We start from the raw sequence: 25,799 nt of genomic DNA, 5'->3' as shown, positions 1-25,799 counted from the left end.
CAATTTACCCCATATTTTAAGTTACTTTTTCCATAACTGCCTCTTTTTCTTGTCCATTTGGACAGGCGCTGGGCTTTTATTGTGCATTGTTTTATAAATTGTATTGCGTTCTTCCCTAGGTGTAATGCCAAAAAAACCCTTATAGGTGGTACTAAAATGGGGCGCAGAACCAAACCCACACGCTACTCCCACCTCAGTGATACTCTTGTCCGTCTGAGTAATCAGCTGTTTGGCATGCTGTAAACGTAATTCTAAATAATAACGCGAAGGCACTATGTCTAAATTACTTTTAAAAAGGCGCTCTAAGTGTCGTCTAGATACACCAACATGATAGGCAATATCATCCGAAGACAAAGGCTCTTGAATGTTGGCTTCCATTAGCTGCACAGCCTCAACCAATTTTGGCTGTCCAGTACCAATTCTAGCCTGCAATGGAATTCTTTGAGGATCTTCATGAGTGCGAATACGCTCACAAACAAACTGTTCAGAAATACTACTCGCTAAGGACATACCATGCTGCTTACCAATCAAAAACAGCATCATATCCATAGCCGCTGTGCCACCACTGCAAGTATAACGATCTCTATCAACTTCAAACAGGTGGTTGGACACAATCGTTTGTAGAAATTCGTCACGCAGATTCGCCAAACTTCGCCAATGAATCGTTGCGCGGTAACCATCTAGCAGGCCGGCTTTTGCTAATAAGTAACTTCCCGTGCATACTCCGCCCAGAGAAATCTTTCTTTTAGCTTGTTTTTTTATCCAATTTTCTAAAGTCTCACTTTCGTTTTTTATCACTGGCGACGCACCACACACAAAAATCGCATCCAAATCACTCGGCGCGTCACTTGTCAGGTAGTCAGATACGGTTGTAACCCCCGTATTTGAAGGGATTTGTTTTTCTTCATGACTGATCGTGCAAAAAGAATATAGCTCTTTTCCTGTCACCCAGTTCGCCATATGCAGTGTTTCAATGGCGGAAGAAAAACCCAGCATAGAATAATGCGGTAAGAGCAAAAAACCGTATTTTAATGGCTTCTTGCTCGCCTGCATGATTTCTCTTGATGCGAATTCGGTCTTGTACAAAATATTATCCTGCGAACTATAGACAAAAAAGGAGTTTATTTCGTTTAAAATGGATAACAAAGGTTTTTTTCGTCTTGAGCAAGACTTTTTTAGCCCAATTAACCAGACATCACAACAATATGTCGCAATTAGATAAGTTACTAACTATCAAAGGAGTGAATTTTTCATAATAATCTTATCAAGAGTCCAAACCTTGTACTTTCATAACATTGCACTACCTACTAGTTTTATTAAGAACACCACAACGAGGGATGAGTTCTAATGACTGATCATAAAAAAAGCGAATTAATCGAACGCGTCGAAGTAGAAATAAACGAACACTTCAATGCGACCGAAGCCAATAACCTGATTCAACTTGCCCACCTCTACTTTCAGGACTCTTTAACGGAAGATTTGGTCAATGAATCCATTGAGAACCTGTACGGCACCATCGTCTGCTTATGGGATTTCTTACAACAACGTCCAGTTAATCAACCAAAAGTTCGTGTTTACAATCCAAACTACGAAGAACACAGCTGGCAATCTACACACACGGTTATCGAAATTCTAACCGATGACATGCCTTTCCTTGTGTCATCTTTCAATATGGCACTCGTTCGTCTTGGCCACACCATTCATATGACATCTCATCCTGTGGTGCCAGTTGAACGTAATAAGAAAGGCGAATTGCAAGGTATTAACCTTGAATCTAAAACACATGAAGCCCTAATGCGATTTGAGATCGACCGTTTGTCTGATATCAACTTGCTGGATAAGATTAAAGAAGAACTGCTTAGCAGTTTAGTCGATGTGAAAAAAACCGTAGCTGATTGGCCTACGATGAAAGCGCGATTAAACGAAATCATCAAAGAATCTGAACAATTAGCCCATTTAAAAGGCAATGAAGAACACCAAGAAATCCTTGATTTCTTACGTTGGGTAGAAAACGACCACTTCACCTTTATTGGCTTTCGCGCTTATGACCTCGCCGTTGAAGACAATGAAACCCATCTAAAATTGGTTGAAGGTTCTGGCTTAGGCACGTTCCGCGACATCAACGATAAAAAAGTGAAACGCGACATTGTATTAGAAAATAACTTGGCCAAACTCGCTGTTGACAGTAACAACATCCTAATTTTGACCAAGTCGACAGCGGTATCAACGGTTCATCGTCCTGTTCACCTTGATTACCTTGGCATCAAACGCTTCGATAAGAAAGGCAACGTGATTGGAGAATGGCGCTTCTTTGGCTTATATTCTTCTGCGGCTTACATTGCTCGCTTACAAGACATTCCATTACTGCGCAAAAAACTCAACGTCATTGTTGAAAAGGCCAATGTGGATCCAAACAGCCACAAGGGCAAAAATCTAAAACACATTCTAAATAGCTACCCTCGTGATGAGATGCTGCAAGCGCCAGTGGATGAACTTTTCGTCACGATTGAAAGCATTCTTGCGATTCAAGAGCGTCGCCAATTGCGTGTATTCCTGCGCAAAGACATTTATGGCCGCTTCTTGAATGCACTCGTCTATGTGCCAAGAGATCGTTACAACACAGAATTGCGCATAAAAATGCAAGACATTCTGATGAATGCGTGCAACGGTACCAGCTCAGAATTTAACGTGCAGTTTTCTCAGCTAGTCTTGGCGCGAGTCAACTTTACGATTCAGATTGCCGATCCTAGTCAAAGCCCAACCATCGACGTAGAAGACATTCAACGTAAGATGCAAGATGCGATGAGTTCATGGGAAGACAAATTACTCAATGCCTTACATAAGAGCCATGGCGAAGAAAACGGCAACCGCCTTTTCAACAATTATGTCGCCTACTTACCTGCAGCCTACCGTGAAGACTTTTCTCCAAATGCCGCGGTACTAGACATTGAGCGTTTAAGCCAATTAGCGGGCGAAGGAGATACATCGACACACATTTATCGTCAAGTTGGTCAAGCAAAAAACAATTACTTCTTTAAAGTATATGGCGCTGGCACCACGCTGGTCTTGTCAGACGTATTACCGATATTGGAATACATGGGACTACGAGTTCTAGAAGCTCGCCCATATGAACTGGACCAAAATGGTGATGGCACAACTAATACATGGGTAGTTGAATTTGCCATCAGTGTTGACGCTGATGTGAATTTAGAGAAAAACACTCAACGCGAAGCCTTCCAAGACGCCTTCAATCAAATCTTCCGTCGTCGTGTTGAAAACGACCGCTTTAACGCCCTCGTTCTAAGCGCGTCATTAACATGGCGCCAAGTGACTATGCTGCGCGCGTTGACGAAATACTTGATGCAGTTACAAGTACCTTTCTCGTTGCAGTACATGCAACAAACCTTAGAGAAAAATGCCAGTATTGCTCGTCTGTTGGTACAATTGTTTGAACAACGCTTTGATCCAAGCCAAGAAGCCAAACGTGACGAAAAAGTACAAAAGCTACTGGAAAAAATCGATCTAGAGTTGGATCAAGTGGCCAACTTGGATGAAGACCGCATTCTGAAGCACTACCTTTCTGTGATTCAAGCCATGTTGCGTACTAACTTCTATCAAGCTGGTGCGGAAGGTGAAATCAAAGACTATGTGTCTTTCAAATTGGACCCTTCATTAATTCCAGCGGTTCCTTTACCGCGTCCGAAATTCGAAATTTTCGTGTATGCGCCTTGGGTCGAAGGTATCCACATGCGCGGTGGTAAAGTGGCCCGTGGTGGTCTGCGCTGGTCTGATCGTATGGAAGACTTCCGTACCGAGGTACTTGGCCTCGTCAAGGCGCAAATGGTGAAAAACGCGGTTATCGTACCTTCTGGTGCCAAAGGTGGCTTCGTTGCCAAGCAATTGAAAAAGAACGCGTCTCGTGAAGAAGTTCAGGCAGAAGTTATCCACTGCTACACTACGTTCATTAGCGGCTTATTAGACATTACCGATAACCTAATCAAAAACGAAGTGGTGCCACCATTGTCTGTGCTTCGTTACGACGAAGACGACCCATATTTGGTGGTTGCAGCCGATAAAGGTACAGCCACTTTCTCTGACTTAGCGAACAGTATTTCGGCGAAATATAACTTCTGGCTAGGTGACGCCTTTGCTTCTGGCGGTTCAAATGGGTATGACCATAAGAAAATGGGCATTACAGCACGTGGTGCTTGGGAATCCGTTAAACGCCAGTTCAAAGAAATTGGCGTCAATTGCCAAACCACAGACTTCACGGCGGTTGGTATTGGTGACATGGCGGGCGACGTATTTGGCAACGGCATGTTGTTGTCGAAACATATTCAGTTGGTTGCGGCGTTTAACCACATGCATATTTTCATCGACCCAACGCCTGATGCCGCCTCTTCTTTTGTGGAACGTGAACGCATGTTCAAGTTGCCTCGTTCTTCTTGGGAAGACTACAACAAGGAACTTATTTCAAAAGGTGGCGGTGTCTTCAACCGTTCCGCCAAATCCATTCCTATTAATGCCGATATTCGCAAGGCGTTAGGTATTGAAGGCAATGTCAAATCCATGGCACCAACGGAGCTGATCAACGCTATCCTAAAAGCCCCTGTAGACCTGCTTTGGAATGGCGGTATCGGCACGTATGTAAAATCCGAAACAGAGTCCCATGCGGATGCGGGAGACAGTGCAAATAATAGTCTACGTGTTAATGGTAAAGAGTTGCGCTGCAAAATCGTTGGTGAAGGCGGTAACCTAGGGTTAACACAACTTGGCCGTATTGAGTTTGCTCAGAAAGGCGGCTTAATCAGTACCGATGCCATTGATAACTCGGCGGGTGTGGACAGCTCGGATCATGAAGTCAACATCAAGATCCTACTTAACCGCGTGGTGGAAAACGGCGACTTAACCGAGAAGCAACGCAACAGCTTGTTAGCAGAAATGACCGATGAAGTCGGTAACTTAGTGCTACGCCATAACCGTGGTCAAAGTCATCTATTGTCTTTAGCCAATGCGCAGGCGCCAGAACGCTTGGCCGATCACTGGCGTTTGATTCAATCCTTGGTACGTGAAGGTCGCTTAAACCGCGAGATTGAATATTTACCGAGTGATGCACAGATCAAAAAACGCCTAAATAAAGGACAAGGTTTAACGCGTCCGGAAATTTCAGTGTTATTGGCCTATTCGAAAATCAAACTGTCTGAACAGTTGGTAGAAGATGGCATTGGCGAAGATGTCGATTTGACAACACAAATCAACGAATACTTCCCAACCCAATTGACCAAGCATTTTGGCGGTCAAATGGCGTCACACCCATTGATTCAAGAAATCATTGCTGGACATGTAACCAACAATCTTGGCAATCGTATGGGACCCACCTTTAGCACTTATATGCAAGAGGAAACCAGTGCCTCGTCTTTAAATGTTGTTCGAGCTTATATGGCCGCAGAAGACATTTTTGGCATTCCAGCACTTTGGGACGCTGTCAACAGTTTGGACTTCACCGTTGAAAACACCGTTTTAAACGGCTTACTGATTCGGATTCAAGGACTATTAGAACGGGCGACACTTTGGCTATTACGCAATACGCGTGAAAGCCTATCTATTCAGCGCCTAAAAGACGCTTACAAGCCTGGCGTTGAAGTCATTAGAGCCAATATGCAGGCAATTTTGACAGAATCCAGTCAAGCTCACTTGGCTGATATTACGACTCGTCTCGTCGAGCACAATATCCCAGTTGAAATAGCCGAGAGATTATCGTCTCTTCACTATCTCTTCTACGGATTAGACATTATTCGTGTCGCCGCCAATACAGAAACCGAAGTGTTGGATGTTGCTCAAACTTACTTTGCCCTTGAAATGGACCTAGAGCTGCATTGGTTGCGTCATAAGGTCAGCGAACTATCCGCTGACGATGTATGGCAACGACGTGCAAAAGGTGGGCTTGGCGACGAAATCGATAACAGCCTACGCACTCTCACCCAAGAGGTCATACAATCCAGCGCCGATATCAAGAAGCTGGAACAACGTCTGACTCATTGGCGCGAATCAAACAGTGATAGTATCAAGCATTACCGTGCTACTTTCAGTGAAATTAAAACTGAAAGTGAATTCACGCTTGCAATGATAACTGTCGCTATTCGTGAGTTGAGAAATCTGATATAAACCAAAAGGTGGCCGTCATTGCGGCCACCTATTTTTTAAGAGGCCTTTTTGTAAGATGGATAAAAAAGTGACACAACAAGTAACGAGAGCAACTTTTGACGAAGTAATGGTTCCCAACTATGCACCTTCTGCGATTATTCCAGTGCGTGGTGAGGTTTCTCGCGTATGGGACAAAGAAGGCAAAGAATACGTCGATTTTGCAGGCGGCATTGCCGTGACTGCATTGGGTCACTCCCATCCAACGCTGGTCAACGTCATGCGTGAGCAAGCTGGGCAAATTTGGCATTTATCCAATGTCATGACCAATGAGCCAGCACTGCGACTAGCGAAAAAATTGACTGAAAAAACCTTTGCTGACCGAGTTTTCTTTGCGAACAGTGGCGCTGAAGCCAACGAAGCTGCGTTTAAATTGGCTCGACGTTATGCGTTTGATCATTTTGGTCCAGAAAAACATGAAATTATTGCTTTTTATAAATCCTTCCATGGCCGTACCTTGTTTACCGTTTCTGTCGGTGGTCAAGCCAAGTACAAAGAAGGGTTTGAGCCAACACCTGGTGGTATTAAGCACTGCGATTACAACAATATCGAGCAACTGAAAGCCATTATTAGCGACAAAACCTGTGCGGTTGTAATGGAGCCAATTCAAGGCGAAGGCGGCATTATTCCTGCTGATATTGAATTTGCGAAACAAGTTCGCGAGTTGTGTGATCAGTACAATGCACTGTTGGTCTACGATGAAGTGCAATCCGGTGTGGGTCGTACAGGTACTCTGTATGCCTACGAGCAACTCGGTGTAACACCTGACGTGCTGACCACAGCGAAAGCACTTGGCAACGGTTTCCCTGTTGGCGCCATGCTAGCCACTGAAAAAGCCGCCAAGAGCCTAGCATTTGGCACACACGGCAGTACTTATGGTGGCAACCCAATGGCTTGCGCCATTGCTGAAGCCGTCATTGATATTATTGATACACCAGAAGTTTTAGGTGGTGTAGCAAAACGCCATGACCAATTTTTTGACGGTCTAAAAGCCATCAACGAAAAGTATCACGTTTTTAAAGACATTCGTGGTATGGGTCTTTTAATGGGGGCAGAAGTCATTGACAGCCTTGCTGGAAAAGCCGGTGAGATTGTGAAAGCGGCTGCTGAAGAAGGCTTGTTTGTGCTTGTTGCTGGTCCTAACGTATTACGTTTAGCTCCGTCTTTAATCATTACTGAACAAGACATTGCCGATGGCCTTGCTCGTCTTGATAAAGCCATTGCCACTGTTATTGCGAATAATCAAACGGCATAACGCGACTTGCACTAGATGAAAACCTTAAAAATCGGACTTCGGTCCGATTTTTTATTTAATCTACATTGATAGAAATCTGCTTATTAAATACCCCTTCCCCGCCAACTTTCACCTGCTTTAATACGCCATCCTCTAAGCTGAGCTGCGTCAATAAACAGGATGGCATGCTCATCGCTCGCCCTTGCTCAAACACGGCTTGCTGATAACCAAAGTGTCGGTTCAAATAACAAGCTAATGCGCCACTTGAGCTGCCTGTGGCCGATTCCTCAGGAATCCCCACCGCGGGGGCAAAATTGCGACAACTGGCGGTATAGAATGATTCTGGCGAGTTCAATTCAAAGACATGAAATCCGACACAATGCTGTTGCTGACAAAAGTGCGACATCGACTCCATATCCACAACAAGAGAATCCAAAAAACCAAACGGTATAGGAACGATGATATCCACTAATCCCGTTGAAACCGCCTGAATAGGCAAACCAGCTTGAGCAATCAACGCGGGCTGAACTCCTAGCATAGGGGCTATTTCTTCTGCGCTAAATTCAGCCAACCACATGGGCAAACTCTGATTCATCAAAACATCACCATTTGGGGTGATCTCGACGGCTAATATACCGGCTTTGGTTTCCTGCTTATAATGCCCAGCAGGAATGTGCTGTAAATGACGCAATAACCAAAAGGCACTTAGGGTCGCGTGACCACAAAAATCCACTTCCACTGTTGGCGTAAAAAATGACAACTGAAAATCTGCACTATCGCTTTGACTCACAAAAGCGGTTTCTGATACACCCACTTGCTTCGCGATAGATTGCTTCTGAACATCCGTTAGCATATCGGCCTGCAAGACCACACCCGCTAAATTCCCCCCTGCCCTGATATCGAAAATGCTTGAATCAGATACACATCAACTCGCGTCATAAAACCTTCCTATTGCCATGATTCGATAGCGTAACAAACTATTTCGCAAAAAATGCCTTCACCATGGCCGATTATCGTCTTTTTTACTGATTCCTGATGAGCCGCTTGATTGTGATTATCACTTGACTGGTTTAAGCTCCGGTAGGGAGTCATTAAACAACTTTGCGTAAATCAATGGCTTATGAACTATTCAACTGATATAGAGAAACGACAACGTGTTTCATTCTTTCTTTCCTAAACCCAAACTCTTCTTTCTTAGCTTTGCTCTGTGGGCACTTGTCTGTGTCATTGGCTGGTATGCTATTGTGCAGGACTTAGGACACATTTTAAGTCTAGGTTCTCTGTTTGGTGTCCACTTTCCTGATGCTTTAGCGGAAGGCGCTGACGCCGCTGCCCAAAGCGCTTTTCAGAGTGCACAAAGTACCGCATTAGATGCTTGGCTATACCAATACATGGTCGTATGTTATGGACTATTTATTGGTGGATGGATGCTCTATGGCGGTCAAAAATGGGGAAAATGGTCTGTCATTGGTTCGGGGGTAATCGTTTTTATTACTTGGTTCCAAGTCCAAGTAAGCGTAATGTTAAATGAGTGGTATGGCAGTTTTTATGATCTTATTCAAAAAGCATTAGCCGAACCAAATAGCATTCTACTATCTGATTACTATGCGGAACTTTCCACTGTTGCGGTAATCATCATGGTCGCTATTACAGTATCCGTATTGAGTAATTTTTTTGTTAGTCATTATGTGTTTCGCTGGCGCACGGCAATGACCAGCTACTACACTTCAAAATGGGATAAAGTACGTCATATAGAGGGTGCTTCACAGCGTATTCAAGAAGACACCATGCGTTTCGCCTCGATTGTAGAAGGACTGGGAGTCAGCCTATTACGCTCAGTTATGACACTCATCGCATTTTTGCCAATTTTATGGGGACTTTCCGGATACGTTAAAACATTACCTCTGATTGGCGAAGTTCCTCAAGCTCTAGTATTTACCGCGATCGTATGGTCCATTTTCGGCACCTTACTGTTGGCTTTAGCGGGGATAAAACTTCCAGGATTGGAATTTAAAAATCAGCGAGTTGAAGCCGCCTATCGAAAAGAATTGGTATATGGTGAAGATTACCATGACCGAGCAACCCCAATGAGCCTCAATGAGTTATTTGAAAATGTGCGTAAGAATTACTTCCGCCTTTATGCAAACTACTTATATTTCAACGTTGTACGTTATGGCTATTTAAACGTAGGTCAATTTGTACCATTGATTGTTCTAGCGCCATCTATTATTGCTGGTGCTTTTACGCTAGGTATCATGCAGAGAGTATTAAACGCTTTTAACCAAGTTGAGAACTCTTTTCAATACTTAATTAATTCATGGACAACCATCGTTGAACTGCTGTCAATTTACAAACGCCTTAAAGCGTTTGAGGCCGCTATCGATAACCAACCGTTACCAGCCGAAGACCAGAATTTTATCGAAACACAACCGTAATTTAATGGCCTGAGTCCGTTTAAACAAAAAGCCCGCTAGATGCACTAGCGGGCTTTTTGTTATTTCGTACAATGCTTTTCAAATAAACGCTTTTTACATCGCATCAAACGTTCACGTTAATATTCTGGCCTAAGTTGTCTGTTGTAGTGTGCGAACCACTACTGGCGGCAGGGGTGACGTTTTTTGTCGCTTCCGCCAATAGCGCCAAATCCTGTTCCGCTTTTTGCTGTTGAGCCGCTTTGGCTAGGTTTGCGCTATAGACTTCGCTGGCATAATCCATCGCAGGACTACTCACACCATTAATACTTGGCATTTTTCCTCCTATCAATTTTTAAACTAATCAATGAATTGTAGCGGTAAACTGGTTAATTTACGAACATCTTTTTGTAAAAAAGGTCAAAGCAATAATTAGATGGCGTCATCATGGATAAAGTTTTCCCAGTACTGACTCACTAGGTTTTGGTTATCCACTAGGGTATCTTTTTGCACGACTCGACCTTGTTGCTGCAGGCTTAGCCGATGCGTTAGAGATCGATAAAGTGTATAGGTATCGGTCATTTTTTCAGCCTGTTCGGCCCCAATCAAACCAACCAAAGCAGCGGCTTCTAATTGACGCACATTATCAGAGAAGCGCATCAACTCTGGGTATTTACACGACCAAGCCAACACCAAATACTGCACCATAAACTCAATGTCTATAATGCCGCCCGCGCCTTGCTTGAGGTCAAAACCTTTTTCTTTGCCGCCTGTATCAAGATGCGCACGCATTTTTTCACGCATTTTAATCACTTCCGCTTTGAGTCTCACTACGCTCTCGAATCGATGCGATAATGTCTTTACGGCAATCTTCAAATTTCGCCAATAAATTGGGGCTCTCCCGCTAATCCACGAGAGCGGGTCAGCGCTTGGTGCTCCCACACCCAAGCTTCTTTTTGCTGATAATCTTTGAAGGCTTCTAAACTCGAAACCAATAGACCAGAATTACCAGAAGGACGCAAACGCATGTCTACTTCATACAGGCGCCCAGCCGCGGTAAAGCTGGTTATCATGTGAATAAGACGCTGACCAAGCCGAGTATAAAAAGTCAGATTATCAATACTCCGCTCACCGTTTGTCTGCCCCGTTGCTTGCGCATCATGAATAAACACCAGATCAAGATCGGAATCGTAGCCAAGCTCCCAGCCCCCTGATTTACCATAACCAATAATCGCCAATTGCGGTGTGAAAGCGACTTCGCCTTGGCTGACGGGGAAACCATGCTTCTTAGTCAAATATTGCCAAGACTGTTGCAATACTTGATCTAAAAGCACTTCTGCCAACCAAGTTAAGTGATCACTCACTTTCATCACAGGCAATATTTCTGTGATATCGCAAGCCGCAATACGCAGAATAATAGAACGCCTAAAGCGTCGCATAGCGTCCATTTGAGCTTCTTCATCCTCTTCAGGCAAACGTAATAATATTTGCTGAAGTTCTTCCGCCAGCATGGCTTTATCAGGCGGTGAAAATAATGTGTTGGCGTCCAGAAGTTCGTCCAACAATGCGGGGGTTGTCGAGATGGCATCGGTAAACCACACACTTTCTCGACACAAACGAATAAGGTGTGTCAGTGCGGTTTGGTTTTCACACAATAACACCAAATACGCCGTACGGCGTAGTACGGCTTCTAAGATAGGAAAAACCCGCTCTAGAACCAGATCAGGATTCACTTCGTCTGTTAATTTAGACATCAAGGCGGCTAAAAATACCGCAAGGCGTTCTTGCCCAATTGGTTGCATAAACACGACTGTACGTGAGCTAAGCAATTGAGAAATTCGTGTGATACTGGCTTCTTGATCTTGCCAAGCGATCAACCCAATTGCATCTTCTATGGCTTCTCTATCCTCTGGGTGTTTAATGAGTAAGCGCCACGTTTCCTGATGCTTTACCTCCTCACTCGTTTCATGACCATCGTCGATTAACGCTACAAAAGAGCGATGCACATTTTTGCGCACTTCCCACAAGCGCTTATCCAACGCGTCCCACGATGAGAACCCCACCATTAAGGCAATGCGTGTACGCGCACTATCCTCTTCTGGCAACAGTTGCGTTTGCTCATCGTTGACCGCTTGCAATGCATGTTCTGTTCGACGAAGAAGCAAATAAGCTTCACGTAATTGGTCCATTTCCTCGACGGGCAGATAATCATGCTTAGCAAGATAGGGCAAGACTTTCAATAAGGCTGGCGTTTGCAAACCTTGGTCTCGTCCACCGTGCAATATTTGTAAAGCTTGAGCGATAAACTCAACCTCCCGAATACCACCCTCCCCCAGTTTGATGTTGTGCTCAATACCTTTACGGCGCACTTCTTTAGCGATCATTTGCTTAAGATCACGCAACGCACCAATTGCACCAAAATCTAAATATTTACGATAGACAAAGGGCCGACGTAACGCTTCAAATTCACGTATATCTAAGGCGTTTCCAGACATGACACGAGCTTTAATCATCGCGTAACGTTCCCAATCTCGCCCTTGATCTTGGTAATAGTTTTCCAGTGAGTCCATGTTTAACACCAAAGCACCAGATTGACCAAAGGGGCGCAAACGCATATCCACCCGAAAAACAAAACCATCTGCGGTCACTTGATCCAAATGCTGAATCAGTTTTTGTCCCAACTTAGTAAAATATTCTTGGTGAGACAGACTTTTTTTACCACCTTGGGTGTCACCATGCTCACGAAAGGCAAAAATCAAATCAATGTCGGAAGATAGGTTTAACTCGTTTCCCCCCAATTTCCCCATACCAATAACAATCATCGACTGAGGCTGGCTGTTGCTGTCCAACGCCTTACCGTACAAGGCTAGATAATGCTGCTCAGTCCATTGTAAGCTGGCGTTCACGCAGGCATCGGCCAATCCACTCAAACGCGCCGTAAGCTCGGTTAAGGAGAGACGTTGCTGAATGTCTAAGGCAATCAGCCGCACCATCCACCACTGACGGTACAGACGCAAACGCTTAATAAAGCTAGCCTCATCTAACGGGTCTTGAGGAACGTGAAGACAAGCATTGGCCTCATGAGCGAAATAGGCCTCACCCGCCATTAGAGCCTCTTTAGAAGGTCGCTCTGGTAATGTCTCTAGCACCAACAAATCATCTAACCACCGAGGAAACCGCGTGCATTGCTTGTGTAAGTAATCACTTAACACCCACAATGGCTCTAACATCGTAATTTGTTCAGAACTCAACAGATCAAGACCATGCCGTTGTCTTGACTCTTGGACCTGTTCCAATAACAAGAAACGAGAAGCAGATTGTTCGCAAAAAAGCGTATAATTGGGATTCAAATTTGGAGGGGTCAAAAGGGTTTCCTTACTTTTTTATTTTTTACGTCATCACGACAAACGTTAGGTTAAGCGGTTTGTTGATTTAGCCATTGGCCAATCTTAAGCATCGCTATACCAATTTGCTTTATACTGGCCAATTTTGTCAACATCATCGTCTCTTCAACCATAAGACATGACTCTAATTGACGATCAAGATCGTTTACTACCTCGACCAAGTCATTAGGTAAATACGTCTTTAATTGCGATATGGAATGACGAAAAGGTTGCATCAGCGCCTCGTCCTCCATGAAGTGCATCGCTTCCCAATAAACTAACCACACTTCATACCAATACGCTGCTAAAACAATTGTATTGGCGGTCTGCAGAGGTTTATCAGGAAACTCTATTTGCCCATATTTTAAACGCACCCCTCGCTGGGCCTTCGAGACAATACTCACCTGCACAGGGACACGTTCTGCCAATTGCAAAGCAAACTGATACAAACCCGCTTCATTGCCTTCTTTAAGCTCCAACTCCAACTCACAGATCGCATCTTTACCGTAAGGCGAGATGACCAGGCCATGATCACACACGACTTCCATTGTGGTTGCTTGAAATCTAACGTTCCAAACTTGTCTCTCAAAATCGGTACGATAAACTTCTATCAGCTCCCTACTCCAAGACATATCTTGCAATACATCAGGTAATGGAACCTCTGCTAAAAGGGATAAATCCAAATTATCATTCGGTATAAACCATTCCCATTCGCCACGCGCATGCATACCAATACGATCACTGCCACGGGTTTTGACTGTTTGAATAAACGTATTGTTCACCGCTCGAATGCGCAAAGCCATACCACCTTGCATTAAATCAGCATTTTCTGTATCAAAATAGGCGTTCATCAAAGCCAAAGTAGGCTGACGAGATTGATCATCCGTGTCTGACAATGCGCAAATTTCATCAAGAAAATCACTGGCGGACTTGAGATAGTCAGAGTGAAGCATTAACTTTAGCTCTAGCTCGGTAGCCATAATATACAAACCTCTAAAACCTTTGCTGTTGAACAAACGACAAAGAAAAATAATGTGCGAGCAAGTGTACCAGATGCCTAGCTTACAGTAGTAATATTCGACAATAACTTGGATTCAAGGAATACCCTTTATGCCCGCACTTCCATCGCTCATTAGTATGATGTCACAACTTGTTGCATCACCTTCTATCAGTTGTAGTCAAGCTCACTGGGATCAGTCAAATAAAGGTGTTATTCAATTACTCGAAAGCTGGCTAAGCTCTCAAGGCTTTCAATGTGAGGTGATGCCACTACCAGATCAACCGAACAAGTTCAACCTCATAGCCACGTTAGGCACTGGCGATGGCGGTTTGGTTCTGGCTGGGCATACTGATACTGTCCCTTACGATAAGGGTCGTTGGAAATCCGATCCTTTCAAGCTCGAAGAAAGAGACCAAAAACTCTACGGTCTTGGGAGCTGTGATATGAAAGGTTTTTTCGCCATCGTGCTTGACACCGTTCGTCAAATGCAGCTCTCTGATGTAAAACAGCCACTTATCATTTTGGCGACTGCTGACGAAGAAAGCTCTATGTCTGGCGCTCGAGCGTTGGTTGATCAGAATAAAATTAAAGCCAGATACGCTTTGATTGGTGAGCCGACGTCATTAACCCCCATTTATGCCCATAAAGGCATCATGATGGAGCGTATTCAAGTCACTGGCCAAGCAGGACATTCCTCTAACCCATCTTTAGGAAATAATGCTCTAGATGCCATGCATGCCGTGATGTCCGAGTTGATGATATTTCGCCAGAAACTGAAAGCTAACTATCGTGATGCGAGTTTTGTCATCGACTATCCAACCATGAACTTTGGCTGTATCCACGGCGGTGATAACCCCAATCGAATATGTGGTCGCTGTGAGCTTGAGTTTGATTTACGAGCACTGCCGGGCATGAGCAACCAAGCATTAATGGCGGAAATTGCTCAAATATTGCCACGTATAGAAGAAAAAACTGGCACAATAATACAGTTGAGTAGTTTATTTGCTGATGTGCCGTCTTTTTATACGCCTATTGAATCGGATATCATAAAAGCCTGTGAGGCTTTAACGAATCGTCAAGCAAGTACAGTCGCTTTCGCGACGGAAGGCTCTTTCCTGAACCAGCTTGGAATGGAAACCTTGATACTCGGCCCAGGCTCTATTGATCAGGCGCATCAACCAAACGAATTCATGGCCCTAGATCAGATACAACCTATGCAAGAGGTAATTCGCGGTCTAATTGAGCGATTTTGCCTTCAAACAAACGAGCAGAAAAATGAGGAACAGCGTGCCTGAAGATCTCAAATATGTGGACTGGTTCCGCCATTCATCCCCTTATATCAATGCACACAGAGGGAAAACCTTTGTCATCCTAATTCCTGGGGAAGCCGTCGAATGTACACATTTCTCAAGTATTATTCACGACCTTGCGTTGTTAGACTCTCTAGGCATTCGCTTAGTCTTGGTGCAAGGTGCACGTCCACAAATCAGCAGAACGCTAGAAAATAAGCGTATTATTAGCCGAGTTGAAGACAACTATCGCATTACACCACAAGACCAATTGCTGGATGTCATCCAAGCATCGGCGGCGGTACGAGTACAACTTGAGGCGCAACTTTCTATGGGCCTTTCCAATACCCCAATGGATGGTGCACGCTTAAAAGTGTGTAGCGGCAACTACGTTATTGCCCGTCCTTTAGGCGTGGTTGATGGCATAGACTATGGACATTCTGGTGAAGTTCGTCGAATCGATACAGAGGCGATCTTTCGTCTGCTTGAAGACGATAACATGGTGCTTTTACCACATCTCGGTTTTTCGCCCACTGGCGAAGTTTTTAATTTAAAAAGCGAAGATGTTGCCATTCAGGCCGCCGTTCAACTTAAAGCCGATAAACTGGTTATCTTTTCGGAAGAAGAAGGGATTTTTAAAGAAGATGGCGAACTTTATTCAGAACTATTGACCAAGGATGCTGAAGCCATTCTTAAAGCTCAATCACTGTCCAACATGACACATGCCGCATTAGATGCTTGCGTACAAGCGGTTCGTCAAGGCGTCCCTAGAGCACATTTAATATCTTACAACGAAAATGGCGGCCTGCTAAGAGAGCATCTTCACTCGTGAGGACTCTGGCACCATGATAGACGAAGACAGCTATGAGCAATTACGCCCAGCTAACATTGATGATGTGGGCGGCATGATGGCCCTTCTATCGCCGTTAGAAGAAAAAGGCATCTTAGTGAGACGTTCAAGAGAATTATTAGAGAACGAAATAGATAGGTTTATTGTTATCGAACGCGATGGTGCAATCGTCGCCTGCGCAGCACTCTATCCGTTTGAACAAGAATATGCTGGAGAATTAGCCTGCCTTGCTGTATCACCGGACTATCGTGGTTCAAACCGCGGTGAGCGGCTACTAAAAGGTATAGAACAAGCAGCCAAGCAACAAAATCTTTCGACACTTTTTTTGCTAACCACTCGAACCGCTCACTGGTTTATTGAACGTGGCTTTAGTGAAACAACATTGGCCAGCCTGCCCACGCAAAAGCAGGCACTTTATAACTACCAAAGAAACTCTAAAATATTTTCTAAACCACTTTAAGACATTAGGTAAACAAGAACGGGCTAATGGTAAAAATTGCCATGGCCCGTGAGCAAACATCTAATCTAATGTAGAACAATACAGATCGAACTCGACTAAAATATACAATTCATTCGCATGCTGAAGTGTACCTTTTATGCAGCTATGCTCTCTGTATTCAAGCCCTTGGATATCATTTTTTTCTGGTAAATCCATGACCCGCTCAACACTTTCAACTCGGATGCCAAAGTAACCCGAAGGCAAATCCAGTACAATAATATGCCCTTCTTTTTCACATTCCGCAGGGTCTATGTTCAGTAAATACGTGCCGTATAATACAGTCACCATATGACCACGAACATCTATCATGCCTTCAACTCCTTCACTAGCACCAGGCACTGGAGCTGGAGATTGATAGCTAAGTACTTCTTTCACACTCGACAAAGGATGAACGTAACGCTCCGCCCCTAGTCGAAAGCAGATACCTTTTTCTGTGGTTTGCTCCACGAATGAACCTCCAACGTTATGCATTACCCGATAAAAATTTTCTAAGAAGCCTTTAATGAGCAAAAATACTTACATGTCTAATCTTTTTATTCAAGTTTTAGGTAAAAAAAAGCGACTAAAGAGTCGCTTTTTAAAGATGAGTGCTTTCACATATCAGTCCGTTATTTTAAACGGAATAAACATTGGATAGCCTTGTCGGATAACACGCATTGGCACAGAACGACCACTTGGAATATCCTTGGCAATCTCACCAAACTCTGCGACGTTACCAATACGCTTACCATTCAACATGGTAATTACGTCACCAGGTTGCAGACCATTACGAGCGGCTGTACCACCGAGCACTTGCTCAATCACAACGCCACCATCGATATCAAAGTTTTTGGCCATATCTGCAGGGACTTCCCCTACAATCATACCAAGACGATTCTGGTCTTGTTGAGACTGGGCCACCGTTTTTGGATCATTTGGACGAGCCTCTAACATGACAGAAATAGTCTGTTCTTTACCATCACGATAGACTTTCGCATTCACCTTCTCGCCCGCTTTCATCTGTCCAACAATGTAGGGTAGTTCTCCTGAATGGGCGATGCTTTTACCATTAAACTCAAGAATAATATCCCCAGACTTTAAGCCAGCTTTTTCCGCAGGTGAGTCAGGTAAAACGCGACTAATAAGAGCACCATTTGACCGGTCCAAACCAAATGATTCTGCCAACTCATTGTTCACATCCTGAATCAGCACACCTAGCCAAGCGCGTGATACCTTGCCATCACTCTTCAATTGATCTACAACCGACATGGCTACTTTAGACGGTATCGCAAAGGATACGCCCATAAAACCACCAGAACGGGTATAGATTTGTGAGTTGATACCAACTACTTCACCATCCAAGTTAAACAGAGGACCACCCGAGTTACCTGGGTTAATCGCCACATCCGTTTGAATAAATGGGACATAATTATCAGAAGGCAAATTGCGCCCTGTTGCACTCACAATACCGGCAGTCACTGTGTAATCAAAGCCAAACGGTGAGCCTATCGCCAATACCCACTGCCCAGGTTTTAGCTTGTCTGAATCGCCCATTTTAACAATGGGCAGATCATCCGCTTCTATTTTGAGCAGTGCTAAATCGGTTCTCGGATCAGTACCCACTAATTTGGCCACGTATTCACGTCTGTCGTTAAGGCGCACATGAATTACATCCGCACCATCAATAACGTGATTATTGGTCAAGACATAACCATCATGGGACACAATAAAACCAGATCCCAATGAACTACGCTGTCCCTGCTGTGGTGGTGCTTGTTGACCAAAAGGCTGCTGCCCAAAAAAGTGTTTGAAGAACTCATTAAGTTCTTCACTGTTAGGTCCTAATTGCTGACCTCCTTCATTGGCCGTTCGCGTGGTAACAGTTTGTTCCGTACTGATATTCACTACAGCGGGTGAGGCTTCTTCCACTAACTCGGTAAAGTCAGGCAAAGAAGCCGCATGAGAAAGCATTGAAGCCATCATAAAACTACTAACGACAATCATGCTAACGTGTTTAAGCAATCTGTTCATTGATTGGTCTCCTTAAGACGTACCAAATTCATTACAGTGCCAGGTGAAGACTTTTAGACGCTTACGATGTCACGACCAAAGGGATATGACCATCGTGTAACGACTCAATTCTCAAAATTTTGGGATAATAATCAAGGTTGTTCACTTCTTGTTTTGACTTATTCCTTGCCAAGAGCAAACCACCAGCAAAACCAACAATTGCAAACACCACGGCTATCTCTGACTGCCCACCCCACAAAGAGGGAATAACAGCACCACAGACCAACCCCAACAGTGGTATTAAATACATCCAAACAGAGGCTTGCAATAATGTATCTTCTGGAATGCCGACGACCACACTTTGACCAACCTTGACGGTTAAAGGATCAATCGCCTTCATACGCATACGGTTTGACGAAGATACTTGGGCAATGGCATGATGACCGCAGCCATGACGAGCACGACAAGAAGTACAGCTACTGGTGCGAACTGTTTCCACCTCTGCGAAACCTTCTTCTATCGATAGTACTCTTCCCGTTTCTTCAATCATTGCTCTTGCCTTGGCATAAACACAGTCATCAACTTCTCAATGGTAAGTTCTGGTACCTCTCCTACCATGGTTAACAAATACAACTGATCTTTTACCTTAATACTACGTTCGCCCGCGATTGTCGCCCCCATACTTAAAATGGACATATCTTTGACTTTCATCGTCGGCTCAACAAAAATCGAAATCGTTGCCATTCCATCAGATAGAAGCAACATACTTGTGCCATGATTTAACGATCTAGCTTCCGGCCAAACGAGAGAGAATCCATCAGGCAACCAATCAAATTGCCATAGATTTTTTACTCGTCTTGGTTGACTTTCAACAAGCGGTTCAGCGTAACTTCCTTCTTTTGGGGCAAAGTCTTTATCTTTCAAGTCTGGCGCAAAATTAACAGAAGTGAATTGAATTCTTTCCAAAAGCTCACCGTCTGTTTTCATCATGTCATGCTTTAAAAGAAAATGATTTTCTTCGTCTAGCCAAAATTGATGTCCATAACGATATGGATCTTTTGGTACCAACTTAATCGTCACCACTTTACGGCCTGCAATACGACTTGTGTGATCACCCACTATCATGTCATAGCCCTTAATAAGCCGATCACTTTCAACGTCTTTAAAGCGCTTAAAAGGCGGTATCATCGGGGCACGCATGTTCGCAACCAGAGCATTGGGATAAACGGAAATGATTTTGTCATCAATACGCAAAACTTCAATCTTATCGCCGTCTAAATCCACCAAACTTTCATATTCTACGCCCCCCATTAAATCATGACGAACACGCATACTATTCATATTGTTGGCTTCAGAATGCACAAATACCCCGTCGTAACTCAGCGCTGAAAAGGATTGCGACATACTTCTCAGCAAATGCAACGCATCTGGCGTTGTGCTGCTCGCCATACTCACACTGGAAATAGTAAGGCACATCAGTGTGAAAAAAATATGTAAGAACGAAAATAATCTCATAAATTACTCTTTTACGGGATAACTGACGACTCTAGCCATTGGTATCATTCCTTGACCGACTGTCATTGCGGCTTGCTCTGCATGCTGTCGAAGATAATGCTGCAACCTGATATTGTCTGCCTGCAAGGTATCTTTATCTAACTGTGCTAGCGGCGTCACTATCATGTTCGGGGACGGCGTTCGAACCTCTGCAACAACATTAGTGTGTGCCGTATCTGATGTTAATAATCCATTCCCGCCTAAAACCACCACAAAACTCACACTGGCCGCAACGGCAACCCCAGACAACATAACGCGCCAGTTAAATCGAGATGAACTCACCTTTTCAGGTAACACAAAAGGCAGCACCTTTTTCTCTAAAGAAATATTGGGCTGTTTAGCTTGTAAATCGTCTTTATCAATCTCTTCTCGAACTCGCAATAACAGATTGTCTGCCAGTCCCAGTGTTACGGCCGACTCGTTATGAAGTGTTTGCTGTATCAAATGGAAGCTTTCTAACTGACGACTTAATTCCGCGCTGTCCGCTTGCAATAAACGCTCAATATCATGTTCTGATGCTTCACCATCAAACATAGCGGACAAACTGGTAAGCATTTCCGAGGCGTTTTCATTTAATGCTGCCATGTCTATTCTCCTGTATCCATTAACGGATGTATGTGTTTTTCTACCGCCTCTCGAGCACGAAAAATACGTGACCGAACGGTCCCAACAGGGCACTCCATTATCAACGAAATATCTTCATAGCTCAGACCATCAAATTCGCGCAATGTTAGCGCACTACGTAGCTCTTCCGGCAACTGCTGAATGGCATAATGAATCTCCTTTTCAAGGCGGTCTCTGTTCAATTTTGCTTCTGGTGTATCAATATCCGCTAAGGATTCATACACACTAAATACTTCCTCATTATCCAGTTCAACATCAGATTCTGGAGGGCGACGAGAGCGACTCACCAAATAATTTTTTGCAGTATTCACAGCAATACGATATAGCCAAGTGTAAAAAGCACTCTCGCCTCGAAAACTATCTATTGCACGATAGGCTTTAATAAAACTCTCTTGAGCAACATCAAGCGCTTCGCTTCTATCTTGTACATAACGCCCAATCAAACCAATGACTTTATATTGATATTTGATAACGAGCAGATCAAAGGCCCGCTTGTCACCCTGTTGTACTTTTTCAACTAACGCCTGATCAGAAGACGTTTCGTGCGGCATAGGCACCTCATATAAAACCTTATTCATCTGCGCCCTTGCATATTACAAGAGAAGACAACAACCCACTGAGCGAGTTCCCATGTGATATTATCAAATTGCTTATTTAAATAGATAACAATACACCTTAAGTGACAAAGCATGGTGAATATTCAAAATGTGACCTTAGAAAGTATTCACTATTTACTGACAACAATAGTAACATTAATTTTTCAGTCATAATTAGATCAATAACATGAGCCGACACTATAAACACGACATAGTCATCATTGGTGCAGGAGCTGCAGGACTGACTCTTGCGCTTGAGCTTGCAGACCAACATCGCGTGGCCGTTTTAACCAAAGCAGATATACGCGAAGGATCTACTTTATATGCTCAAGGCGGTGTCGCTGCAGTATTGTCAGATAAAGACACAATTGACTCTCACATCAACGATACCATTGACGCTGGCGTGGATCTTGGTGATCTTGATGCAATACGCTTTACCGTCGAACACTCTAAAGAAAGTATCGACTGGCTCATCGCACAAGGTGTGCCGTTCACTCGTTATGGTGAAAGTGAAGAGTATCACTTAACGCAAGAAGGCGGTCACAGCCATAGACGCATTATTCATAGCGCCGATGCAACGGGATTAGCCATCTCTAAGACCTTGATAAAAAACGCCACGAATCATCCAAACATTGATTTTTTCCCTGACCGTGTTGCCATTGATATCGTTACCACAAAAAAATTGGGGCTTTCAGGGCCAAATCGCGCGGTTGGCGTTTATGCTCTTAACCTAGACGATGACGTTGTGGAAGTATTTCATGGGCGCTTTATTTCGCTCGCTTGTGGTGGCAGTAGTAAAGTGTATCTGTACACAAGTAACCCTGATACAGCTTCTGGAGATGGTATCGCTATGGCTTGGCGAGCGGGTTGTCGAGTCGCCAATATGGAATTCAATCAATTTCATCCTACCTGCCTTTACGATGCCAAAGCCAAAACCTTTTTGATCTCTGAGGCCGTTCGCGGTGAAGGCGGCAAGCTCTTATTACCTGATGGCACTCGCTTCATGCCTAAATTTGATAAACGCGAAGAGTTAGCGCCCCGCGATATAGTGGCCAGAGCCATTGATCATGAAATGAAACGGCTTGGTATTCATCATGTTTTGCTGGATATATCCCACAAAGACCCTGACTTTATTAAAGAACACTTTCCGACCATTTATAAACGCTGCCTAGAGTTCGGTCATGATATGACAACAGGGCCTATCCCCGTTGTTCCCGCTGCACACTACACCTGTGGTGGTGTGGTGGTAAACAAGCACAGTGCAACCGACATAGATAATTTGTATGCGATTGGAGAAACCGCTTACACAGGCTTACATGGTGCCAATCGTCTGGCGAGCAACTCATTATTAGAATGTATTGTTTTTGCCCGCTCGGCAGCCAACCATATATCCTCACAGATTGCTTTAACGGTCGAAATAACCATCCCAGATTGGGATGAAAGCAAAGTAACAAACTCAGATGAAGATGTGGTCATTACCCACAACTGGCAAGAGTTAAGACGTTTTATGTGGGATTATGTTGGCATAGTGCGCACGGACAAACGCTTGTTAAGGGCTAAACATCGTGTCGACTTATTGCTGTCAGAGATACAAGAGTTTTATGCGAACTATAAGGTCTCGAACGATCTATTAGAGTTGCGAAATTTAGCCGTAGTCGCTGATTTAATTATACGTTCAGCTATGTCTCGAAAAGAAAGCCGAGGTTTACACTTCACGCTAGATTACCCAAATAAATTAGCGACGAGCCTCACCCACGATCCTTACGCCTCATAAAAATTAACCCTTTGGTTGAAAACCATTTTTATACATTTCACTGCGGTGCAACAAAATCTGTTGTGCCGCATATGAACGCAATAGGCGATACACCTCCTCCGTCACACTATCACGATATATCACTCGGTATTTGGGCCAAACCCGCCTCAAAAAGGCCTGCCCTTGGTCCACTTTCGCGATCAATTGAACGCTATTTGCACGGATAAAGAGCAACCTTTCATAGCGCTCTTGATTCAATAGAAATGCCCCCTGTTCATCGATGCCTATCTGCGGCGAAGATTGACAAAATCTGCGAACGAGTAACACCACTCCACCCAAGCCAATTCCCAGATAAAGCAATGCCCGCCAGAAGGCAGGCATCCAATAAGTCTGCAACAAAGCAGCATACGCTACGGCTATAAACAGCCACAACCCTATGCTGATCAAGGAGCATTTAAGCTCGGTAGTTTTCAGGCTGAACACGAGACAAAATAATATTAACAATACGAGCATGATCCGGATCTTCCGCCACGGAACTCTGCATAAACCATGGGAAAAGATCTTGATCTTCACAGGCAAGAAGATTAACAAAGCGCTGTTTATCCTCCTCTTCTAACGTCAAATATACATCCGCTAAAAAAGGCTCAAGCAGAACATCCAGCTCCAGCATGCCACGACGACACTGCATTTTAAGGCGTTTAAAACTAATAGAATCTGTGGTTTCACTCATGATATTACCCTTGAAATAGAATGCCGCCATTATAGCCATTTATACAAAAAAAACGGAAACGACTAACGATCATAACATGACATTTGTCATACAAAACCTTATTAGACAAAGGCATAGCCACGATCTGACAATCCAAAAAGAATATTATATTGACTTAATTTTTTTCAATAAGTGAAAAATGAAACAAAATAGTACATTTATTGGCGATTTATGTATTAACAGGTCAATTCTTACATAGCCTATATTATTGATCACTTGATAAACGATTATCAAGAATTAGGTACGACTATAAAAACAAAGACACTCCAAACTGGGGGAAACCTATGAAACACCTGACCAAGAATACCCTAACCTATGCGGTATCTATCGCAGCGGCTATGACAGCAGCTAGCGCCTTCTCAGCAACTCAGATCACTGTCGCCACAGTTAACAACGGTCACATGATCGAAATGCAAAAACTCACTCCTGAATTCGAAAAAGCAAACCCTGATATCAAAGTAAAATGGGTAACACTAGAAGAAGGTGTATTACGTCAAAACGTCACTCAAGACATTGCTAACAAGAGCGGTCTCTATGACGTGATGACAATCGGCATGTACGAGGCTCCTATCTGGGGCGAGCGCGGCTGGTTACAAGCTGTTGATACGAGTGGAAGTTATGATGAAAAAGACATTCTTCCGTCTATCCGTGATGGCCTATCCTATAAAGGCACCATGTATGCAGCCCCTTTCTATGGCGAAAGCTCTATGGTTATGTACCGCAAAGACCTAGTAAAAGCCGCAGGGATGGAAATCAATGACAGAGACAGTTGGGAACACATTCGTGATGTTGCTGCTGCCGTCAATAATCCAGAAAAAGGCATCTACGGGATTTGCTTACGTGGTAAAGCTGGCTGGGGTGATAACATGGCGTTCATGACAGCCATGGCAAACTCTTTTGGTGCTCGCTGGTTTGATGAAAGCTGGAAGCCTCAACTGGAAACAGCCGAATGGAAAAATGCGGTTAACTTCTATGTCGATCTTTTGACCAAGTATGGTCCTCCAGGCGCCAGCAGCAATAGCTTCAACGAGAACCTCGCCTTATTTAACGAAGGCAAGTGCGGCATGTGGATTGACGCCACTATCGCAGCATCTTTTGTTACTGATCCTAAGCAAAGTAAAGTGGCTGACCAAGTAGGCTTTGCTCAATCCCCTTACTCGGTAACAGAGAAGGGCGCAAACTGGCTTTGGGCATGGGCACTTGGCATACCAGTAGCAACGAAAAACGCAGAAGCAGCGCAAAAATTCGTTCGTTGGGCTACCTCTAAGGAATACATCCAATTGGTTGGTAAAAATAATGGCTGGGCAGCGGTACCAACAGGAACGCGAAACAGTACTTATGCCAATCCTAAATTCCAAGAAGCAGCTGTCTTTGCTGATGCGGAGTTAAAAGCGATCAATTCTGCAAATCCAAACGACAGCACATTGAAACCATCTCCTTATGTTGGTGTTCAATTCGCTGCTATTCCTGAGTTCCAAGCGATTGGTACGACAACGGGACAAATGATCTCAGGTGCTTTATCTGGTTCTATGACCGTCGATCAAGCATTGAAATCCGCAAATATCTCAGCGGATCGTCAAATGCGTCAAGCCGGTTATTACTAACCATTCAGCTTGATAAAGAAATAGGGCTTAAAAGCCCTATTTC

Annotated in this window: 19 protein-coding genes and 2 pseudogenes; 7 read left to right on the top strand and 14 right to left on the bottom strand. The window is 43.9% G+C overall.

Annotated elements, in window-relative coordinates; all coding sequences use genetic code 11:
• Window positions 1–21: 21 nt before the first annotated feature.
• On the bottom strand, window positions 22–1,053 hold the full coding sequence (locus ONZ52_RS20845; protein WP_265220744.1) for a GlxA family transcriptional regulator: 1,032 nt from the start codon (window positions 1,051–1,053) through the stop codon (window positions 22–24).
• Window positions 1,054–1,347: 294 nt separating this feature from the next.
• Here ONZ52_RS20845 and ONZ52_RS20840 point away from each other — a divergent pair, with 294 nt between their 5' ends.
• Both ONZ52_RS20840 and ONZ52_RS20835 read left to right on the top strand, forming a co-directional pair.
• Complete coding sequence (locus ONZ52_RS20840) at window positions 1,348–6,165, top strand: NAD-glutamate dehydrogenase (RefSeq protein ID WP_265220568.1); 4,818 nt, start codon at window positions 1,348–1,350, stop codon at window positions 6,163–6,165.
• Window positions 6,166–6,220: 55 nt separating this feature from the next.
• The gene (locus ONZ52_RS20835) at window positions 6,221–7,456 is read left to right on the top strand and encodes an aspartate aminotransferase family protein (RefSeq protein ID WP_265220567.1); all 1,236 of its coding nucleotides are present in this window, start codon (window positions 6,221–6,223) and stop codon (window positions 7,454–7,456) included.
• A gap of 55 nt (window positions 7,457–7,511) precedes the next feature.
• Here the strand turns inward: ONZ52_RS20835 and ONZ52_RS20830 are convergent, their stop codons facing one another.
• The gene (locus tag ONZ52_RS20830; protein ID WP_418138627.1) at window positions 7,512–8,306 is read right to left on the bottom strand and encodes a PhzF family phenazine biosynthesis protein; all 795 of its coding nucleotides are present in this window, start codon (window positions 8,304–8,306) and stop codon (window positions 7,512–7,514) included.
• Window positions 8,307–8,589: 283 nt separating this feature from the next.
• Between ONZ52_RS20830 and sbmA the strand changes: the two genes are divergently transcribed.
• Window positions 8,590–9,870, top strand: coding sequence for a peptide antibiotic transporter SbmA (sbmA, locus tag ONZ52_RS20825; protein WP_265220565.1), 1,281 nt, complete (start codon window positions 8,590–8,592; stop codon window positions 9,868–9,870).
• Window positions 9,871–9,973: 103 nt separating this feature from the next.
• Here the strand turns inward: sbmA and ONZ52_RS20820 are convergent, their stop codons facing one another.
• The 4 genes from ONZ52_RS20820 to ONZ52_RS20805 form a co-directional block, all read right to left on the bottom strand.
• On the bottom strand, window positions 9,974–10,183 hold the full coding sequence (locus ONZ52_RS20820; RefSeq protein WP_265220564.1) for a hypothetical protein: 210 nt from the start codon (window positions 10,181–10,183) through the stop codon (window positions 9,974–9,976).
• Between the two features lie 95 nt (window positions 10,184–10,278).
• A complete protein-coding gene (locus ONZ52_RS20815) occupies window positions 10,279–10,677 on the bottom strand; it encodes a [protein-PII] uridylyltransferase family protein (protein ID WP_265220563.1) in 399 nt (132 codons plus the stop codon).
• 41 nt (window positions 10,678–10,718) lie between these two features.
• On the bottom strand, window positions 10,719–13,211 hold the full coding sequence (gene glnE / locus ONZ52_RS20810; RefSeq protein WP_265220562.1) for a bifunctional [glutamate--ammonia ligase]-adenylyl-L-tyrosine phosphorylase/[glutamate--ammonia-ligase] adenylyltransferase: 2,493 nt from the start codon (window positions 13,209–13,211) through the stop codon (window positions 10,719–10,721).
• A 50-nt stretch (window positions 13,212–13,261) separates the two neighbouring features.
• Window positions 13,262–14,209 (bottom strand): CYTH domain-containing protein, encoded by a 948-nt coding sequence (locus tag ONZ52_RS20805; RefSeq protein WP_265220561.1) that lies wholly within the window; start codon window positions 14,207–14,209, stop codon window positions 13,262–13,264.
• A 130-nt stretch (window positions 14,210–14,339) separates the two neighbouring features.
• On the opposite strand from ONZ52_RS20805, the gene argE reads away from it, so the two are divergent.
• The gene (argE, locus tag ONZ52_RS20800) at window positions 14,340–15,524 is read left to right on the top strand and encodes an acetylornithine deacetylase (RefSeq protein ID WP_265220560.1); all 1,185 of its coding nucleotides are present in this window, start codon (window positions 14,340–14,342) and stop codon (window positions 15,522–15,524) included.
• A pseudogene (argA, locus tag ONZ52_RS20795) lies at window positions 15,505–16,828 on the top strand (amino-acid N-acetyltransferase). The gene argE and the pseudogene argA overlap by 20 nt, the downstream one beginning before the upstream one ends.
• A gap of 60 nt (window positions 16,829–16,888) precedes the next feature.
• Here argA and ONZ52_RS20790 read toward each other — a convergent pair.
• The 6 genes from ONZ52_RS20790 to rpoE all read right to left on the bottom strand — a co-directional run bounded on the left by ONZ52_RS20790 (window position 16,889) and on the right by rpoE (window position 21,612).
• Complete coding sequence (locus ONZ52_RS20790; protein ID WP_265220559.1) at window positions 16,889–17,314, bottom strand: chemotaxis protein CheW; 426 nt, start codon at window positions 17,312–17,314, stop codon at window positions 16,889–16,891.
• Between the two features lie 153 nt (window positions 17,315–17,467).
• Window positions 17,468–18,877 carry a DegQ family serine endoprotease gene (locus tag ONZ52_RS20785; protein WP_265220558.1) on the bottom strand — a complete coding sequence of 470 codons (1,410 nt, stop codon included), beginning with the start codon at window positions 18,875–18,877 and terminating at the stop codon, window positions 17,468–17,470.
• Between the two features lie 61 nt (window positions 18,878–18,938).
• Window positions 18,939–19,406: a SoxR reducing system RseC family protein gene (locus ONZ52_RS20780; RefSeq protein ID WP_265220557.1), complete on the bottom strand. Its 468-nt coding sequence runs from the start codon at window positions 19,404–19,406 to the stop codon at window positions 18,939–18,941.
• On the bottom strand, window positions 19,403–20,371 hold the full coding sequence (locus ONZ52_RS20775) for a MucB/RseB C-terminal domain-containing protein (protein ID WP_265220556.1): 969 nt from the start codon (window positions 20,369–20,371) through the stop codon (window positions 19,403–19,405). The genes ONZ52_RS20780 and ONZ52_RS20775 overlap by 4 nt, the downstream gene beginning before the upstream one ends.
• Window positions 20,372–20,374: 3 nt before the next feature.
• A complete protein-coding gene (locus ONZ52_RS20770) occupies window positions 20,375–20,995 on the bottom strand; it encodes a sigma-E factor negative regulatory protein (protein WP_265220555.1) in 621 nt (206 codons plus the stop codon).
• A 2-nt stretch (window positions 20,996–20,997) separates the two neighbouring features.
• Window positions 20,998–21,612: an RNA polymerase sigma factor RpoE gene (rpoE, locus tag ONZ52_RS20765; RefSeq protein ID WP_428981194.1), complete on the bottom strand. Its 615-nt coding sequence runs from the start codon at window positions 21,610–21,612 to the stop codon at window positions 20,998–21,000.
• Between the two features lie 205 nt (window positions 21,613–21,817).
• Between rpoE and nadB the strand changes: the two are divergent.
• Window positions 21,818–23,411 (top strand): annotated as a pseudogene (gene nadB, locus ONZ52_RS20760) (L-aspartate oxidase).
• Here the strand turns inward: nadB and ONZ52_RS20755 are convergent.
• Together ONZ52_RS20755 and ONZ52_RS20750 are read right to left on the bottom strand one after the other, a co-directional pair.
• Window positions 23,408–23,815 carry a hypothetical protein gene (locus tag ONZ52_RS20755; RefSeq protein WP_265220553.1) on the bottom strand — a complete coding sequence of 136 codons (408 nt, stop codon included), beginning with the start codon at window positions 23,813–23,815 and terminating at the stop codon, window positions 23,408–23,410. The pseudogene nadB and the gene ONZ52_RS20755 sit on opposite strands and share 4 nt — an antisense overlap.
• 22 nt (window positions 23,816–23,837) lie before the next feature.
• The gene (locus ONZ52_RS20750) at window positions 23,838–24,113 is read right to left on the bottom strand and encodes an FAD assembly factor SdhE (RefSeq protein ID WP_265220552.1); all 276 of its coding nucleotides are present in this window, start codon (window positions 24,111–24,113) and stop codon (window positions 23,838–23,840) included.
• Between the two features lie 323 nt (window positions 24,114–24,436).
• On the opposite strand from ONZ52_RS20750, the gene ONZ52_RS20745 reads away from it, so the two are divergent.
• Window positions 24,437–25,756: an ABC transporter substrate-binding protein gene (locus tag ONZ52_RS20745; protein WP_265220551.1), complete on the top strand. Its 1,320-nt coding sequence runs from the start codon at window positions 24,437–24,439 to the stop codon at window positions 25,754–25,756.
• Window positions 25,757–25,799 lie beyond the last annotated feature (43 nt).

Source organism: Marinomonas rhodophyticola (assembly GCF_026113935.1).
Lineage (GTDB): Bacteria > Pseudomonadota > Gammaproteobacteria > Pseudomonadales > Marinomonadaceae > Marinomonas > Marinomonas rhodophyticola.
Note: the sequence above shows the minus strand (reverse complement) of the source record. Positions and strands in the feature narration are given on the sequence as shown.

What these genes read in the sequence shown, in the direction of transcription:
- ONZ52_RS20845 (WP_265220744.1), bottom strand. Translation starts at nt 1,053, where the DNA reads ATGCAGGCGAGCAAGAAGCCATTAAAATACGGTTTTTTGCTCTTACCG.
- ONZ52_RS20840 (WP_265220568.1), top strand. Translation starts at nt 1,348, where the DNA reads ATGACTGATCATAAAAAAAGCGAATTAATCGAACGCGTCGAAGTAGAA.
- ONZ52_RS20835 (WP_265220567.1), top strand. Translation starts at nt 6,221, where the DNA reads ATGGATAAAAAAGTGACACAACAAGTAACGAGAGCAACTTTTGACGAA.
- ONZ52_RS20820 (WP_265220564.1), bottom strand. Translation starts at nt 10,183, where the DNA reads ATGCCAAGTATTAATGGTGTGAGTAGTCCTGCGATGGATTATGCCAGC.
- ONZ52_RS20805 (WP_265220561.1), bottom strand. Translation starts at nt 14,209, where the DNA reads ATGGCTACCGAGCTAGAGCTAAAGTTAATGCTTCACTCTGACTATCTC.
- argE (WP_265220560.1), top strand. Translation starts at nt 14,340, where the DNA reads ATGCCCGCACTTCCATCGCTCATTAGTATGATGTCACAACTTGTTGCA.
- ONZ52_RS20785 (WP_265220558.1), bottom strand. Translation starts at nt 18,877, where the DNA reads ATGAACAGATTGCTTAAACACGTTAGCATGATTGTCGTTAGTAGTTTT.
- ONZ52_RS20780 (WP_265220557.1), bottom strand. Translation starts at nt 19,406, where the DNA reads ATGATTGAAGAAACGGGAAGAGTACTATCGATAGAAGAAGGTTTCGCA.
- ONZ52_RS20775 (WP_265220556.1), bottom strand. Translation starts at nt 20,371, where the DNA reads ATGAGATTATTTTCGTTCTTACATATTTTTTTCACACTGATGTGCCTT.
- ONZ52_RS20770 (WP_265220555.1), bottom strand. Translation starts at nt 20,995, where the DNA reads ATGGCAGCATTAAATGAAAACGCCTCGGAAATGCTTACCAGTTTGTCC.
- rpoE (WP_428981194.1), bottom strand. Translation starts at nt 21,612, where the DNA reads ATGAATAAGGTTTTATATGAGGTGCCTATGCCGCACGAAACGTCTTCT.
- ONZ52_RS20750 (WP_265220552.1), bottom strand. Translation starts at nt 24,113, where the DNA reads ATGAGTGAAACCACAGATTCTATTAGTTTTAAACGCCTTAAAATGCAG.
- ONZ52_RS20745 (WP_265220551.1), top strand. Translation starts at nt 24,437, where the DNA reads ATGAAACACCTGACCAAGAATACCCTAACCTATGCGGTATCTATCGCA.